Below are 15,718 nucleotides of genomic sequence, written 5' to 3'. Positions count from 1 at the left end.
CAAGTCTTCTTAGCAAGTTATAACCCAACTCCTACCGCCGAGCTTTCGGGTGGCCGGAGGGCAGAGCCCTTCGGAATCCCCCTTTGAAAGGGGGACTTAGGGGGATGTCAACACGAGCAGCCATCTTTCTCTGCCCCGTCAAAATCAACCTGCGTCGGGTAATCATTATCAAAGCAAGAAAGGCAAAGTCCGCCTTTGTAGTCATCTTTGTTGTGTCCACCAATGGAAGAGATTAAGCCTTCCGGCGACAAAAATGCCAAGGAATCGGCGTTGATCTCTTCGCACATTTCCTCAATGGTCTTGTAGGACGCGATGAGATCGCGGCGGTCTGGTGTATCAATGCCGTAGAAGCAAGGATTCTTGAACGGCGGTGAAGTAATCCGCACATGCACTTCAACAGCTCCCGCTTCCCGAAGCAGATTGACGATTCGGCGTGAGGTCGTGCCACGAACGATAGAATCATCGATCATAACGACACGTTTGCCATCAACTACACTGCGCACGGCGCTCAGCTTCATTTTCACACCTTGTTCACGCAGTTCTTGACTCGGCTGGATGAAGGTCCGTCCAGTGTACTTATTCTTAATGAGCCCAAGCTCATAAGGAATTCCCGTTTGCTCAGCATACCCGATGGCTGCTGAAATACTGGAATCCGGTACACCGGTTACGAGATCAGCATCGACAAAAGCTTCCAGTGCCATGCGGCTACCCATCCGCTTACGGGCGGAGTGCAGGTTGGAGCCGTTCATATCACTGTCTGGGCGTGAGAAGTAAATATACTCCATCGCGCACAGCGCTTTACGTTTGGGTTCGGTAAAACGGTCCTCTAAGAGGCCGTTTTTGTCGAGGACTAGCAGTTCGCCCGGCTCAATATCTCGAACCAGCTGTGCCCCAATGACCTCTAATGCGCAGGACTCGGAAGCAAAAATATAAGCTTCACCAATCCGTCCCATCACTAGCGGACGCAAGCCATGGGAATCTGAAGCGACAATCAGCTTGTCATTTGTCATAAGCAGAAAAGCAAACCCGCCAACGAGCTGCTGCAGCGCATCTTTTGCCGCTTCAACAAAATCCTTTGGCGAACGGGCAATCAGATGCGCCAGCACTTCTGTATCACTCGTAGTTTGAAAGATCGATCCGCTTTGTTCTAGCTGTTTGCGGATCAACGGTTCATTTACTATGTTGCCGTTCGTAGCAATCGCCAAATCGCCGTCACGATATTTAAATACCAGCGGCTGCGCATTGGTTAAGCGGCTGTCCCCACTGGTGGAATAACGTACATGCCCAATGGACATGTCTCCAACCAATGAGGCAATTTTGTCCTTGTCGAATACTTCTTTTACTAACCCCATCCCGCGGTGATAGTTGAAATCGCGACCGTCTGCTACGCAGATTCCCGCACTTTCTTCCCCACGGTGTTGTAAGGCGTGTAAGCCGTAATAAGACATGGACGCCGCTTCCGGGTGTCCGAAGACCCCGAAAACGCCGCATTCTTCTTTTAATGTGTCAAAAATATCTCCCGAGCCCGTTCCTTCATTGTAAAAGTCACCAGTCCACAGGATAGGAGTCTCCTGCTCTTTCCCGGTCTTTATTTCATAAGACATGGAATAGCATCCTCCCAAACGAATTTCAATTCTGCTACAGCTTCATCTAGTGCGGACACGCCGTCCAGATTTACGCGCAGTCTGTCTCCACCTACAGTTCCGATGATCTCCACTGGAACACCGCTGGCTGCAATCGCTGCTTTCAGCTCTTCCGCACGTTCAGGAGCTGCTGTCAGTACAATGCGTGATTGGCTTTCGCTGAACAATGCTACATCAGATCTAAGACCGTTAGCTGAAAGCTCAACGTTTGCTCCGATTCCACCGCTGATACAGCTCTCTGCAAGCGCTACGGCAAGTCCACCTTCGGACAAGTCATGCGCGGAACGCACCAGACCGCCACGAATTGAGGTAAGGACTGCGTTCAGCAGTTTTTTCTCAGTAGCCAAATCCAAAGCCGGAGGACGACCTTCGGTCACACCATGAACAGCATATTGGAATTCACTGCCGCCCAGCTCAGCCTTGGTCACTCCCAGCAGAAGGATGGAATCGCCTTCTTGCTTGAATCCCTGAGTCGTAATATGATCCGTGTCCGCTACTAAACCAACCATGCCGACAACCGGCGTTGGATAGATGGAGCCCGTAGTATTTTCGTTATAAAGACTGACATTACCACCGATAACCGGAGTATCCAGCACACGACAAGCTTCGGCCATACCATCAACCGCACGCTCCATTTGCCAGAACACATCAGGCTTCTCAGGATTTCCGAAGTTCAGATTATCCGTAATAGCCAGCGGTTCAGCACCGGAACAAACGATGTTGCGTGCCGCTTCGCTGACTGCAATACGTCCGCCCACTTCAGGATCAAGATGAACATAACGGCCATTACAATCTGTAGTCATTGCAAGTGCTTTACGAGTACCATGAATGGTAACTACAGCCGCGTCAGATCCAGGACGTACAGCTGTGCTCGTCCGCACCATGTAATCGTATTGATTGTATACCCATGCTTTACTTGCTACGGTTGGTGATCCAAGTACTGTACGCAATGCACCGCCCAGATCTGTAACTTCCTCGTAACGAAGGGTATCTACCTTTTCATTCGCGATATAATAAGCAGGAACCTCAGAGGGTTTATTATATACTGGGCACTCATCCACGAGCGCCGTTACTGGCATGTCACCAACAACCTCGCCGTGATGATACAATTTCAAGCGGCCATCATCCGTAACTTTACCGACTTTACAGCAGATAACACCCCAGCGGTCAAAAATCTCTTGTGCCTGGGCCTCATCCTTCGGCTCAACGACGAACAACATCCGTTCTTGTGATTCTGAAAGCATCATTTCGTAAGGGGTCATGCCCTCTTCACGTTGTGGCACCTGATCAAGATACAGCTCCAGACCATTGCCTGCTTTACTTGCCATCTCCGCACTAGAGCATGTAAGACCCGCTGCACCCATATCCTGAATCCCGATAACGATGCCGCTGTCGATCAGTTCTAGACAAGATTCCATTACGAGCTTTTCCATAAATGGATCGCCGACCTGTACAGCGGTACGTTTAGCTTCTGATTCCTCACTAAGCTCTACCGATGCAAAAGTAGCACCATGAATTCCATCACGACCTGTAGGAGGACCTACATAGAAGACTGGGTTGCCAACACCCTTAGCTACACCACGTTGGATTTTGTCATGATCAATCAGACCCACACACATTGCGTTAACTAGCGGATTGCCATCATAGCTATCATCAAACATGATTTCGCCGCCAACAGTGGGAATCCCGATACAGTTACCATAACCAGCAATACCAGACACAACATGTTCGAACAAATATTTTACTCGATCACTTTCCAGCTTCCCGAAACGTAGTGAATTGAGGATTGCGATAGGTCTGGAGCCCATGGAGAAAATATCACGGATAATCCCGCCGACACCCGTTGCCGCACCTTGGAAAGGTTCTACCGCTGAAGGATGGTTATGACTTTCGATTTTGAAAACAACCGCTTGGTTGTCACCGATATCTACAATCCCTGCACCCTCGCCAGGTCCCATCAGGACACGTGGTCCGGAAATTGGGAAACGTTTCAGGAGTGGTTTGGAGTTCTTATAGGCACAGTGCTCGGACCACATTACGCTGAATACGCCGATTTCAGTGTAGTTCGGCAAACGTCCCATAAAAGACTTGATCAGCTCATATTCGTTGTCCGACACACCGAACTGGCTGTAAATTTTCTGCTCCGCAATCTGTTCTGCGGTCGGTTCCTTAACGGATACTTGCTGCGTCATGACGATCCCTCCAAGTCTTCAGTATGGATGTAAACATTCTTTTGCCGTCTTCTGAACCAAGCAAACTATTAGCCGCGCGCTCAGGGTGAGGCATCATGCCAACCACATTCCCTTGTACGTTACTAACACCCGCAATATCGGCTACGGAGCCGTTAGGATTATCGCTATAGGTAAACACGATCTGATTGTTAGCTTTCAGCTCTGCCAAAGTCTCGTCATCACAGTAGTAGTTTCCTTCACCGTGTGCGATTGGGATGATGATTTCTTCATCTTTAGCATAGTCAATAGTAAATGGGGTTTCATTATTAACAACCTTAAGCACTGTATCGTGACAGCGGAACTTCATCGACATGTTGCGGCGAAGCGCACCTGGCAGCAAACCAGCCTCAGTAAGAATTTGGAACCCATTGCAAATGCCTAGCACGTATTTCCCTTGCTCTGCTGCTTTAGCAACTTCCGCCATAACAGGAGCAAATCTGGAAATCGCGCCACAGCGCAGGTAATCACCATATGAGAATCCGCCTGGAACCAAAATGCAATCATACGCCGACAAATCTGTCGCTGTATGCCACACATAATCGACTGGTTCGCCGAGACTGTCCTCTACCGCCTTGTAGCAATCAATATCACAGTTGGAGCCTGGGAAGACAAGTACAGCAAATTTCATGTCGTTTAGTCCTCCAATTCGTAGCGGTAATCCTCGATCACCGTGTTGGCAAGTAGCTTTTCGCACATTTCCTTGAGACGCACTTCCGCTTCAGCACGGTTATCCGTATCCAAAGACAGCTCCATATATTTCCCAATACGCAAGCTTTCAACTTCTTGGAAGCCTACCGAATGAAGTGCTCCTTGTACTGCTACCCCTTGTGGATCAAGAACGCTTTTCTTTATGGTGACATATACCGTCGCTTTTAACATATGCTTGTAGTTCCTCCTAAATTTTAATGAGCATACCCTCTGAAACTGAAATTCTACAATGAGTACATTTAGCTTCAAAAATATATACTGAATTTATTCCCATGAGTGCACACACTATGTTGAACTATAAAGACTTGCCAGTAAGACGATGATAAATGTCCAGATAACGCCGTGTAGTTTCTTCTACTACTTCAGTTGGGAGCGGATCAGGTTTACTATTCTTATCCCAGGCAGATGCAGATAGATACGTACGAACAGGCTCTTTATCCATACTATCAATTTCAATATCAAGCGCGTATTTATCCTTAGCCCAGAAGCGGGAAGCATCCGGTGTAAAAATCTCATCGATCAGAATCACCTTGCCGTCCAACAAGCCGAATTCGAATTTGCAGTCCGCAAGAATGATCCCCCGCTCAGCACAATACTCTCTAGCAAAAGCGAACAGCTTTAAGCTCTTTTCCTGCAGCTCAAGCGCCAGATCAGCTCCGATTAATTCCTGCATTTTCTCAAACGGAATATCCTCATCGTGACCTACATCATTTTTAGCCGCAGGGGTAAAAATCGGCTCTGCCAGCAGCGCGTTTTTGCGGAGGTTAGCAGGAAGCTCAATACCATTTACCTTGCCTGTTTCTTGATACTGTCTCCAGCCGCCGCCAGTGATGCATCCACGCACTACGCATTCGATATCAATGCGCTCCGCTTTGCGTACCACCATGACACGGTTTCTGAGGGCCTCTTTGTCCTTAACTACGTCGCCAAGCAGATCCACATCGATATGAACGACATGATTCTCCATCAGCTCTTTAGTCTGTCCGAACCAGAACGCGCTCAGACGGTTAAGCACATTACCCTTTTCAGGGACCGCCGGGTCCAGCACATAGTCAAAAGCAGATATCCGATCCGTAACTACGATCAGTACATTTTCCCCTAAATCGTATAGCTCGCGAACCTTCCCTTTGTAGAGCAGCGGCGCATTGATGAGTTCCACGGCTGTGGATACGGCCGATGATGTCATGACCTTTCCTCCCTTGAACTAATGATCATTAATTATTACTTGAGCGAAAACGTCTCTTGCAAAATCGGAAATATCTGTTGGGTCAATCGGGCCACTACAAGAAATGTTTGGACTTCCGATCGCTGTTATCCTCAGATTTCCTGATTTGAACCACTGCCCGTGGTAGAAATCCGAGGATAAAGGCGAACGCTAACGCTTCTACAGTTCCAAAATTTCTCTCCGTTCCTTATCGACCAGTTGCATTTCAATTCTGCACAACATTAACCGCTCGTACTATTCCTAGCTCCTTAGTTCACCACTAACTTATCTTTTTTAGATAAGTTCTAGCTTGCGGAAGATGGTATCCACATGCTTAAGGTGCCAAGAAGGGTTAAATGCATCTTCAATCTCTTCTGGGGTGAGGACATTAGTGATTTCAGGTGTAGCTTCCACGATATCACGGAACTGCTTTTGCTCTTCCCAAGCTTGCATCGCACGTGGTTGAACGGTATCGTACGCTTGCTCGCGGCTGAAGCCTTTATCAATCAGCTTGGTTAAGATCCGGCCAGAGAAAGGAACGCCGAAGGTACGGTTCATGTTACGCTTCATATTCTCTGGGAATACAGTCAGGTTCTTCACGATGTTTCCGAAACGGTTCAGCATGTAGTTCAGCAGCATCGTTGCATCCGGAAGGATGATACGCTCCACTGAAGAGTGCGAGATATCGCGTTCATGCCAGAGCGGCACGTTCTCATAAGCTGTAACCATATGTCCGCGAATCACGCGGGACAGACCGGAAATATTCTCGCAGCCAATAGGATTCCGTTTATGCGGCATAGCAGATGAACCCTTTTGACCTTTGGCAAAAGCTTCTTCTACTTCGCGAATCTCACTCTTTTGCAGAGCGCGGATTTCGGTAGCGAATTTGTCTAGCGAGGTTGCTACCAGAGCAAGAGCTGCCATATACTCAGCGTGACGGTCGCGCTGTAGAGTTTGTGTCGAGATCGGTGCAGGGCTTGTACCCAGCTTACGGCAGACAAATTCTTCTACGAATGGATCAATGTTGGCATACGTACCAACGGCTCCGGAGATTTTGCCAAATTGCACACCGTTCGCAGCATGGCGGAAACGCTCCAGGTTACGTTTCATTTCTTCGTACCACAATGCCATTTTCAGACCAAAAGTAGTTGGCTCAGCATGAACCCCATGAGTACGGCCCATCATCGGTGTATCTTTATAAGCAATAGCTTTATCTTTAAGGATCTCAATAAAGTTGATGATATCCTTCTCTAGAATCTCATTCGCTTGACGCAGCAAGTAACCCAGTGCTGTATCCACCACATCTGTGGAAGTAAGGCCGTAGTGTACCCATTTGCGTTCTGCGCCAAGGCTTTCGGAAACCGCACGTGTAAAGGCAATTACGTCATGACGTGTTTCCTGTTCGATTTCATCAATACGTGCGATGTCGAATTTAGCATCCTTACGCAGCTTAGCAGCGTCTTCATGTGGGATGACTCCCAGCTCCGCCCATGCTTCACAAGCGCATATTTCCACTTCCAGCCACGCTTTGAATTTATTCTCCTCAGTCCAAATGGCCCGCATCTCGGGTCTGCTGTAACGTTCGATCATATTCTTTAGTTCCTCCAAAGTTTAGATTGCTCCACCCAGGATAGGCCGTCTCCGGTATCCTTGCACAGCAGATTGATATGACCCATCTTACGACCAGTCTTACTCTCAGTCTTGCCATATATATGAAGCTTAGGTACAATACCCAGCTTATTATCTTTTTCCTCATGTGTACAGGTCGCTTTAATAGCACCATCCAAATGCTGACCTAATACATTTACCATAACTACAGGTGTCAAAAGCGTTGTATCGCCCAGCGGCAGATTACAAATCGCCCGGACATGCTGCTCGAACTGTGAGGTCACGCAAGCATCCATGGTGTAATGGCCGGAATTATGCGGCCTTGGTGCCAGCTCATTGACGAACAATTCACCGTCCGCTGTGACGAACATTTCCACGGCAAGCAGTCCAACCGCATTCAGCCCTGCGATTAAAGTCTCAGCCAGCTCGCAAGCTCTGCGCTGAATGTCTGCTGACACTCTTGCAGGTACAATGGACAGATGCAAAATATTATTTACATGAATGTTCTCAGAAGGCGGGAAGCTTTTGACCTCCCCAGATGCACTGCGTGCAGCAACAACGGATATTTCGCATTGAAAAGCTACAAACTTCTCAAGCACCAGCTCCGGAATCACCTCACCGGGTGCAACCTGCCGGAAAGCTTCTTCCAGCTCTTCTTCCTGACGAATCACAGCTTGACCCTTGCCGTCATAACCGCCTGTGGCTGTCTTGAGCACACAAGGTAGTCCAAGTTCAGCCGCCGCCTGTTTTAGCTCCGCAAGGCTGTCCACCTTCCGGTACGGGGCGACCGGAACGCCCGCCGCCTCGATGGCGGCTTTTTCGCGCAGCCGATGCTGCGTGGTATACAGCAGCGCGCTGCCCTGCGGCACGTAAGATTCCTCCGCCAGCAGCGCGGCTACGCCCGCGTCGACGTTCTCGAACTCGTACGTGATGACGTCCGCGCGGCGGGCCAGCTCCCGCGCCGCGTCCCGGTCGTTATACGCCGCCGTGATCTGCGGCGTAACTTGACCGCTAGGCGCATCCGGCGCAGGATCCAGCGCCACGAAGCGGTACCCCATGGCGCTGCCGGCCAGCGCCATCATGCGCCCGAGCTGCCCGCCGCCGAGCACGCCGACGGTCGAGCCGGGCAGCAGCGTCCGGACGGTGTCCGCACCGGACGCTTGTGCGGCTGGCGAAGCTGCGCCGCCAGCCTCCTGCAGCTTCAGCTCCTCCGGTCTCATAAGCTGTCGCTGCTTTCCAATACTTCATCGCGGATCGCATCCCGCCGCAGCTGCACACGCTGCTGCACTTCAGGGTCGAACGCTCCGATGATCTGTGCGGCCAGCAGGCCTGCATTTACAGCGCCTGCCTTACCAATAGCTACCGTTGCTACCGGTATGCCTCCAGGCATCTGCACGATGGAGAGCAGCGAATCCAGCCCATTAAGTGCTTTTGACTGCACTGGCACTCCAATCACTGGCAGGATTGTCTTTGCAGCCACCATACCCGGCAAATGCGCGGCGCCGCCTGCTCCTGCAATAATCACGCGAATGCCGCGGCCTGCGGCTTCCTCCGCATAGCGGAACATCAAGTCCGGTGTACGGTGCGCGGATACTACCTTCTTCTCATAAGACAATCCCAGCTCTTCCAGCACCCCACAAGCGTGCTCCATCGTATCCCAATCCGACTTACTACCCATGATGACAGCTACCTGCACAGACATGATTCGACCTACCTTCCAATCACTAGTATGAGATATCTTTATCTTGTAAATCCGAACAAACAGAGACTACATTCTCGTCCTTCAGGGATGACTATCGTTTTCCTTAATAATATAAGGTTGATGTATTACGTGTAACTTATTCCTTATATTAAAAAAGCCCGATGTCCAGACGCATTTTGCTGCGGGAGGATCGGACTAGTAAAGGAATTAGGAAAAAAACACTCCCGCTTGCCTCTCACCAAACTGGCATTAAGCGCGGAAAGCTGCACAATGCATCACTCCATTATCTGGACTGAACTATCGCATTCTAGCATCCTATTTCCTCGTAGTCCGGTAATTTACGGTTCCCGGGTAGAAACTTCCGGGCCATATTCCCGGTTTTATACGAGCTCTTCATGACATCAGTTTAACAATCCCCTACACATGATGTCAACTCAAACACGAACATTGGTAAAAACACCATAATAAATGTTCGCTTTTGGACGAATTTAAATTCTCAACAACCTTTTATTTTGTCAAGAAAGACTTCTTTCCGTACACTCCTAGCTCTAACACTCTATGTTGTTTAAGCTCCAGAATACGACCTATACTTCCTTAAATTGAAAAAAAGGAACGCTATCAGCGTCCCTTTGAACTCTATATTATTTTACAACCAGCACTGGAATACGAGCGCTTTGTACTACATTATGGCTGACACTGCCCAGAACAAATTCACGTATACCGCCAAGCCCACGGCTGCCGATAACTATGATGTCTATAGCATTTTCCTTAGCATATTTCAAAATCACTTCCGCAGGAGATCCTTGTAAAAGCTCAACCTCAGCATTCAGGCCTTCAGCCTCAAGGCGTCCCTTCACTTCTTCGGTAGTCTGCACTGCCAAATCATAATATTCTTTATTTACTGAAGCTGGTAGAGGTGCAAGAGCTTCTCCGATAAAAAATCTTGGGAATTCAAATGCGTGTACGACATGCAATATAGAACCTGGTGTGACTTTAGCGAGTTCAATTGCGCGCTCCAATGCTTGATTAGAAGCCTTTGAACCGTCATAGGCTAGCAAAATTTTAGAGAATAACATGTACGCCACCTCTTTTTCTAGTTTGTAATCCTAAAGACTATTATCTTAAAAAATAGCTGTACAAAAAGATATTCAGCAGCAGCAGAAGCGGAATTCCGATCCTGAAGGATGTATGACGCGTCTTGTGGCGCTTACGGTACATGGCAATCAGCACACCTAGTGCGCCGCCCATGGCTGCCAGCAGAAAAAGTGTTTTCTCAGGTACACGTTCCCGCCTTTTGCGGGCTTTGTTCTTGTCCTCGGACATCACTACATACCCGATAATATTAATTACCACAAACCACAACATTACAACCTTGACCATTCTCCCGGGCTCCTCCTCCTTGCTTCCTATCTCTATTATATTCCCCTTTTGCACAAAAAACCAATCATCCTTACACGCTCTGCCAAGTCTGTTAAGTTTCTTTTAGCTGCTTCTGCTTCGTATCCTTCATCCATACCCAGGATAAAATTGTAGCCAACGCCGCCGCAATCCCACCTAACCAGAATCCTCCGGTCAAGCCATATACAGAGCTCATCCAACCTGCTACAAATGGCCCTGCTGACATCCCTATCGCATAAACGGCCTGATAGAACCCCATAGCTGTAGCCCGTTTAAAGGGATCTATTTCTGATACGGATTTACTCAACAGCAGCGGAAAAATAAGTCCCTGCATAAAACCATTCCCCACCTGAGTCAGACAAAGCGCCGCTAATGTCGGCATAGAAGGAATGAGCAGCGTAAACAGTGCGCTTCCCGCAAAGCCTAGCATAAGCTTCCCTCTATCACCCAGTAGCCCTCCAAACAGACGTGAACCGTAGAGTGTTGCGATGGCATGCGGAATCATAAAAGCGAGTGTTAGCCAGCCCAAACTTTCTTTGCTTGCTCCGATATTCAGCGCCTGGTTCGGAGTATATCCGAACATCGTTATAAATAGCACACAGTGCGCCAGCACAGACAACAGCGAGACTTTTACCAGCAGAGGTTCCTTTACGACACCAGCCAGCTCCTTGATCTGTATGGCATTTTGCCGTTTTTCCTGCTTTTGTTCCGGTAACCGAAGCGCAAGTATTAGTGCCGCAATAGCTACAATTCCACCAATCAGGAAGGGGGCATTCCAGCCCCAATGCTCTACCATATAGCCGCTGATCATCATGCTGGTCAATTGGGCGATTACTGTAGTGAATTGCAGCATGCCCATCGCTTTTCCAGCTTCCTCTTTTGGAAAATAACCTGCAAACATCACAGAGTACACAACCCATGCCGATGCTGCTATCCCGGATACCGCACGTGCTGCCAACGCCCAACCCGGCTGTGCTCCCCACATAAAAATAAAACAGCTGACTCCACTCGCAATTAATCCCAGATAGATAAACGGCCGCCGCCTATTTAAATAATCTGAACCGATGCCAATGGGTATACGGAATAGAATCTGCATTAACCCATATATCCCAAGCACCATGCCCACCATAAAATACGATGCTCCCAAATGCTCAACATATGGTGAAAGCACCGGCACATAAATATAAGAAGAGAACCAAAACATAAATACAATAACCAAAAAGAAAAACCTGCTGCTTCCTTGCCCCTGTGGGCGATCTGCCGCTTTCAACGGATTCGCCGCCTGCTGCTCAGCTGCCACCTAATCACCTGCTCCACTCATTTGCTTTCCATTCTAATTCAAAGCCTATCCGTAGACCACATAAACTTACTAGGATAGAAAAAAGACTACTGAGCACACTCAGCAGCCATCATTATTCTAATCATTCGTTTTAATTGAAGCTAACCATCCGATGATTCCTACTACTTATCCTTCTTTTGTCCTTCAAGCGCTGCTTTCAGCAGTTCCCCAAGGTTAGAACCAATGCTTTCCTGCTTACTGTATTGCTGCACCAGCTTTTGCTGTTCACGTTTATTAACATGCTTGTGATCCTTATCTAAGGTCTCTGTGATTCCACAGCCTAGACATTGTACGAACATGCCTGCTTTACCCTCTTTAAGCTCCATTTTCTTATGGCACTGTGGGCAGCGGCGATTCGATAGTCTTTTCTCACCTGCACGGGTGTAACCACAGTTATCTGCAGGACACACCAGCAGCTTCCCTCGTTTGCTCTTCTTCTCGAGCAGTCTTGTACCGCATTCCGGACAGTGGCTGTTAGAGACATTATGCGGCTTATATTCTGCTCCGCTAGTTTTCACACCTGTTACCAATTCCTGTGCCATACTGCGGATACCTTGTAAAAAGAGCTCCGGTTTGCCTTGACCACGCGCTATTTTCTCCAGCTCAGCTTCCCAACGTGCGGTTAGATCCGGGGTTCGTAGCTGAGTGGATACCAGCTCGATTAACTGCTTACCTTTTCCTGTCGGATGCAGGAGATTACCTTGCCGCTCAATCGTATCAGAGCTTACCAGCTTCTCAATAATATCCGCGCGTGTAGCTGGGGTTCCGAGGCCGTGCTTCTCCATTTGCGTCAACAGCGAAGCTTCATTATAACGCTTCGGTGGCTGTGTTCGGCCAGCACGCACCATACAGCGGCCAATCGTGACAGCAGCCCCTTCGCGCAGCTCAGGCAGCTTTACACTGCCCGCTGCCGGCTCGTCCGCAGATTCCTCCTCGTCATCACTACTCATATCTCCGCCGTATACTTCGCGCCAGCCGGCATCTTTTACTGTCGTCCCTTTGACATGGAAGCTTTCGCCTTCCACATTGACGGTTACAGCTACCGCATCATAACGAGCTGGCGGATAGAACAAGCTTATAAAACGCCGCACAATCAGATCATACAACTTACGTTCTTCAGTACTCAGACCATTTAACAATACGGTCTGTTCTGTAGGAATAATAGCGTGGTGATCACTGACTTTACTGTCATCCACGATTCGCTTCGTAATCGGCAGCTGCTTGCGCAGCAATGGACGTGCTAACGCTGCATATGGACCGACCGCAACACTATCCAGTCTTTCCTTGAGTGTGCCCGTCATATCTGAAGTTAAGTAACGACTGTCCGTACGCGGGTATGTGACAAGTTTATGCTGCTCATATAACCGCTGCAGCACACTGGAGGTCTGCTTCGCGGAGAAGCCGAACTTCCGGTTCGCATCACGCTGCAGTTCAGTCAGATCATAAGCCAGTGGATGAGGTTCACTTTTCTCACTCTTCTGTACCTTAATAATACGGCCGCTGCGTCCTGTAAGCTTATCCTTTAAGCTGGCTGTCTTATCCTTTTCGAATATTCGACCATCACCGTTACTGGCCCGCCATGCCGCTTGGAAATCCCCAAAATCAGCAGTCAGCGTCTCAAAATCGACGGAACGGAAACCCGTAATCTCCTGTTCACGATCTATGATCATCCCTAATGTCGGCGTTTGTACCCGTCCCGCTGAGAGCGGCGAACCGAACTTACAGGTCAAAGCTCTCGTGACATTCAGTCCAATCATCCAATCCGCCTCTGCGCGGCAACGTGCAGATTCATACAACCGATCAAATTCCCGGCCCGGACGGAGTTTTGCAAATCCCTCTTTAATTGCCTTATCAGTCTGCGAGGATATCCATAACCGCCGGAATGGCTTCTTCCACCCTGCCATATTCATAATCCAGCGAGCCAGCAGCTCCCCTTCACGGGCAGCATCTGTAGCAACAATAAGCTCCTCAATGTCCTGACGCTTCATTAGATGCTGGACAGCTTTGTATTGCTGGTTGGTCTCCCGCAGCACCTTCAGCTTGGTCTTCTCCGGCAAAATCGGCAGATCCTCCAAGGCCCAAGTTGCAAACTTTTTATTATAATCCTCAGGCTCTGCCAGGCCGACCAAATGACCAAGCGCCCAGGTAACCACATATTTTGGACCTTCAATATAACTCTTCTGTTTATTATTACATCCCATGACCCGTGCAATCTCGCGTGCAACAGACGGCTTCTCCGCCAATACTAGTGTCTTCATAATGCTCCCCTTTCCACATCAAATTTCATTATAGCATTAAATGAATGTTAGCAAATATCGTCAGGCTTTACCGTATGCCACTGTTATACACTAGATCATATCTGATACCCGAAAGGAGTCATAGTCAATGTATGAACAAGAAAGCTATAATATAGTACCTATAGGATGGGTTAGAGGTACAGCACAAAATTTGCGGCTTGAAATCAACCCAGAATTCAGACCGGCGCTTAAAGGTTTATCTCAGTTTAGTCATTGCCAAGTGCTTTGGTGGCTGCATGAGTTTGCAGATGATCATTTCCGGCAGACTACACAGATTCAGCCTCCTTATGATGCGACCTTAACTGGAGTATTTGCTTCCCGTTCCCCTATTCGCCCTAATCCAATTGGGCTTAGTGTAGCAGCAATCCTGTCCGTCGATGTAGACTCTGGAATAGTAGAGGTGGCCGGGCTTGATGCCTATCCGGGTACACCGGTTCTCGACATCAAAGCCTATTTTCCTAGTGCAGATCGCGTAATGGAAGTGACCGTTCCCGATTGGGCTGCTGCTTGGGGCGACTGGACAGCAAATAATTGAAGTAATCGTGCTAGACACCATTTCTATTAACTGTTATGGGAGGACATCTCTTGAACAATCGCCAACTAATCATTCAAGCCTTAGATCTCATTGAGGATCGCTTAACCACGTTTCTTCCTGTAGCTGTCCTCTCCAAAGAAATGGGATACTCCCTTTATCATTTCACCCGTCTGTTTCAAGCAGTCACTGGGATAGCACCCGGCGACTATATAGCCAGACGCAAAATCTCTGAAGCAGCCTTGGACATTCATCGAATGCCAGAGCGCTCACTCCAGGACATCTCATTAGACTATAACTTTAGTAACTATGAGACCTTTACCCGTGCCTTCAAAAGAATGCTGCACACGACTCCCTCTCTTGTTCGAAAAAGACTTACTGAAACGAAACTCCCTTTGCTCCCTAGACTAAATGAACAAGATCTACTTCAAGTCCTTTCTGATAGTGATCTCTCCCCCCAGCTCGTTGATTTCGGAGAAATTATACTTCAAGGACCCGTAGTTAAAGTAGACCATGATTTCTCCGTCATTTCTGATACTTGGCCTTTGCTTTTCAATAAGGTAGCCACTATATCGGATAGAATACAGCCTGAAAAATATTATCAGCTTGGCTTCTGGCCAGATGACTATGAGAGTAATGGGTTTTCGATCATGTGTGCCTGCGAAATTAGTCCTATAAAAGCAGACCACAATCAGACTTTCCCCCTTCAGATCTTACCACCCATACGTTATCTGAAATTCATCCATAAAGGCCGGTCTTGTGATATCCCTTCTACCTATAAATATATCTACGGAATCTGGCTGCCGAAAAAAGAATACAGGATGTCCATTCCATTTGAATTGGAATATTATGGCGAATTGTACCTTGGACCAGATAACGAAAACTCGGTGAGTGAAATTTACATTCCATTAGAATTTTTACAAGAAGAGACCACGTTGTCGTCTTTTATAGATGACAACCGGTTCTTTTAGAAATATAAAGATGTTATAGTTGTGTAGCTTATAAATTCTTCTCTTTTAATAAAAAGTCCGTATCTGCTATGCAGACACGGACTTT

General features: G+C 48.2%; 14 protein-coding genes and 1 riboswitch. Of the genes, 2 read left to right on the top strand and 12 right to left on the bottom strand.

The genetic code is table 11. From position 1 onward, the window contains the following. Positions 1-107 precede the first annotated feature (107 nt). The 12 genes from purF to NSQ66_RS03205 form a co-directional block, all read right to left on the bottom strand. Positions 108-1,604: an amidophosphoribosyltransferase gene (gene purF, locus NSQ66_RS03260; RefSeq protein ID WP_076142421.1), complete on the bottom strand. Its 1,497-nt coding sequence runs from the start codon at positions 1,602-1,604 to the stop codon at positions 108-110. Then, positions 1,589-3,835, bottom strand: coding sequence for a phosphoribosylformylglycinamidine synthase subunit PurL (gene purL / locus NSQ66_RS03255; RefSeq protein ID WP_076142423.1), 2,247 nt, complete (start codon positions 3,833-3,835; stop codon positions 1,589-1,591). Before purL ends, purF begins: the two co-directional genes overlap by 16 nt. Beyond that, positions 3,813-4,502 carry a phosphoribosylformylglycinamidine synthase subunit PurQ gene (purQ, locus tag NSQ66_RS03250; RefSeq protein ID WP_036680909.1) on the bottom strand — a complete coding sequence of 230 codons (690 nt, stop codon included), beginning with the start codon at positions 4,500-4,502 and terminating at the stop codon, positions 3,813-3,815. Before purQ ends, purL begins: the two co-directional genes overlap by 23 nt. Before the next feature lie 5 nt (positions 4,503-4,507). After that, the gene (gene purS, locus NSQ66_RS03245; RefSeq protein ID WP_076142425.1) at positions 4,508-4,753 is read right to left on the bottom strand and encodes a phosphoribosylformylglycinamidine synthase subunit PurS; all 246 of its coding nucleotides are present in this window, start codon (positions 4,751-4,753) and stop codon (positions 4,508-4,510) included. 124 nt (positions 4,754-4,877) lie between these two features. Then, positions 4,878-5,768: a phosphoribosylaminoimidazolesuccinocarboxamide synthase gene (locus tag NSQ66_RS03240; RefSeq protein ID WP_036680914.1), complete on the bottom strand. Its 891-nt coding sequence runs from the start codon at positions 5,766-5,768 to the stop codon at positions 4,878-4,880. A 312-nt stretch (positions 5,769-6,080) separates the two neighbouring features. Beyond that, positions 6,081-7,376: an adenylosuccinate lyase gene (gene purB, locus NSQ66_RS03235; protein WP_036680917.1), complete on the bottom strand. Its 1,296-nt coding sequence runs from the start codon at positions 7,374-7,376 to the stop codon at positions 6,081-6,083. A 5-nt stretch (positions 7,377-7,381) separates the two neighbouring features. Beyond that, positions 7,382-8,614: a 5-(carboxyamino)imidazole ribonucleotide synthase gene (gene purK / locus NSQ66_RS03230; RefSeq protein WP_051491162.1), complete on the bottom strand. Its 1,233-nt coding sequence runs from the start codon at positions 8,612-8,614 to the stop codon at positions 7,382-7,384. Beyond that, on the bottom strand, positions 8,611-9,096 hold the full coding sequence (purE, locus tag NSQ66_RS03225) for a 5-(carboxyamino)imidazole ribonucleotide mutase (RefSeq protein ID WP_036680920.1): 486 nt from the start codon (positions 9,094-9,096) through the stop codon (positions 8,611-8,613). The genes purK and purE overlap by 4 nt, the downstream gene beginning before the upstream one ends. Positions 9,097-9,402: 306 nt before the next feature. Then, a riboswitch (purine riboswitch) is annotated at positions 9,403-9,504 on the bottom strand. Positions 9,505-9,737: 233 nt separating this feature from the next. Continuing rightward, positions 9,738-10,172 carry a universal stress protein gene (locus tag NSQ66_RS03220; RefSeq protein ID WP_036680923.1) on the bottom strand — a complete coding sequence of 145 codons (435 nt, stop codon included), beginning with the start codon at positions 10,170-10,172 and terminating at the stop codon, positions 9,738-9,740. Positions 10,173-10,212: 40 nt separating this feature from the next. After that, entirely contained in the window at positions 10,213-10,476 is a 264-nt protein-coding gene (locus NSQ66_RS03215; RefSeq protein ID WP_036680925.1) for a DUF1294 domain-containing protein, read from the bottom strand. 91 nt (positions 10,477-10,567) lie between these two features. After that, positions 10,568-11,794, bottom strand: a complete 1,227-nt coding sequence (locus NSQ66_RS03210; RefSeq protein WP_339279556.1) for an MFS transporter — start codon at positions 11,792-11,794, stop codon at positions 10,568-10,570. A gap of 161 nt (positions 11,795-11,955) precedes the next feature. Further along, on the bottom strand, positions 11,956-14,091 hold the full coding sequence (locus NSQ66_RS03205) for a DNA topoisomerase 3 (protein WP_076148053.1): 2,136 nt from the start codon (positions 14,089-14,091) through the stop codon (positions 11,956-11,958). A gap of 127 nt (positions 14,092-14,218) precedes the next feature. Here NSQ66_RS03205 and tsaA point away from each other — a divergent pair, with 127 nt between their 5' ends. Then, a complete protein-coding gene (gene tsaA, locus NSQ66_RS03200) occupies positions 14,219-14,665 on the top strand; it encodes a tRNA (N6-threonylcarbamoyladenosine(37)-N6)-methyltransferase TrmO (protein ID WP_036680929.1) in 447 nt (148 codons plus the stop codon). 50 nt (positions 14,666-14,715) lie between these two features. Then, on the top strand, positions 14,716-15,633 hold the full coding sequence (locus tag NSQ66_RS03195) for an AraC family transcriptional regulator (RefSeq protein WP_076142433.1): 918 nt from the start codon (positions 14,716-14,718) through the stop codon (positions 15,631-15,633). Positions 15,634-15,718: the final 85 nt, after the last annotated feature.

This window comes from Paenibacillus sp. FSL H3-0329 (assembly GCF_037963285.1).
In the GTDB taxonomy this organism is placed as follows: Bacteria; Bacillota; Bacilli; order Paenibacillales; family Paenibacillaceae; genus Paenibacillus_AQ; species Paenibacillus_AQ odorifer.
Note: the sequence above shows the minus strand (reverse complement) of the source record. Positions and strands in the feature narration are given on the sequence as shown.

Bases quoted from the DNA above. Each gene is read 5' to 3' on its own strand.
- purF (WP_076142421.1), bottom strand. From the start codon at position 1,604: ATGTCTTATGAAATAAAGACCGGGAAAGAGCAGGAGACTCCTATCCTG.
- purL (WP_076142423.1), bottom strand. From the start codon at position 3,835: ATGACGCAGCAAGTATCCGTTAAGGAACCGACCGCAGAACAGATTGCG.
- purQ (WP_036680909.1), bottom strand. From the start codon at position 4,502: ATGAAATTTGCTGTACTTGTCTTCCCAGGCTCCAACTGTGATATTGAT.
- purS (WP_076142425.1), bottom strand. From the start codon at position 4,753: ATGTTAAAAGCGACGGTATATGTCACCATAAAGAAAAGCGTTCTTGAT.
- NSQ66_RS03240 (WP_036680914.1), bottom strand. From the start codon at position 5,768: ATGACATCATCGGCCGTATCCACAGCCGTGGAACTCATCAATGCGCCG.
- purB (WP_036680917.1), bottom strand. From the start codon at position 7,376: ATGATCGAACGTTACAGCAGACCCGAGATGCGGGCCATTTGGACTGAG.
- purK (WP_051491162.1), bottom strand. From the start codon at position 8,614: ATGAGACCGGAGGAGCTGAAGCTGCAGGAGGCTGGCGGCGCAGCTTCG.
- purE (WP_036680920.1), bottom strand. From the start codon at position 9,096: ATGTCTGTGCAGGTAGCTGTCATCATGGGTAGTAAGTCGGATTGGGAT.
- NSQ66_RS03220 (WP_036680923.1), bottom strand. From the start codon at position 10,172: ATGTTATTCTCTAAAATTTTGCTAGCCTATGACGGTTCAAAGGCTTCT.
- NSQ66_RS03215 (WP_036680925.1), bottom strand. From the start codon at position 10,476: ATGGTCAAGGTTGTAATGTTGTGGTTTGTGGTAATTAATATTATCGGG.
- NSQ66_RS03205 (WP_076148053.1), bottom strand. From the start codon at position 14,091: ATGAAGACACTAGTATTGGCGGAGAAGCCGTCTGTTGCACGCGAGATT.
- tsaA (WP_036680929.1), top strand. From the start codon at position 14,219: ATGTATGAACAAGAAAGCTATAATATAGTACCTATAGGATGGGTTAGA.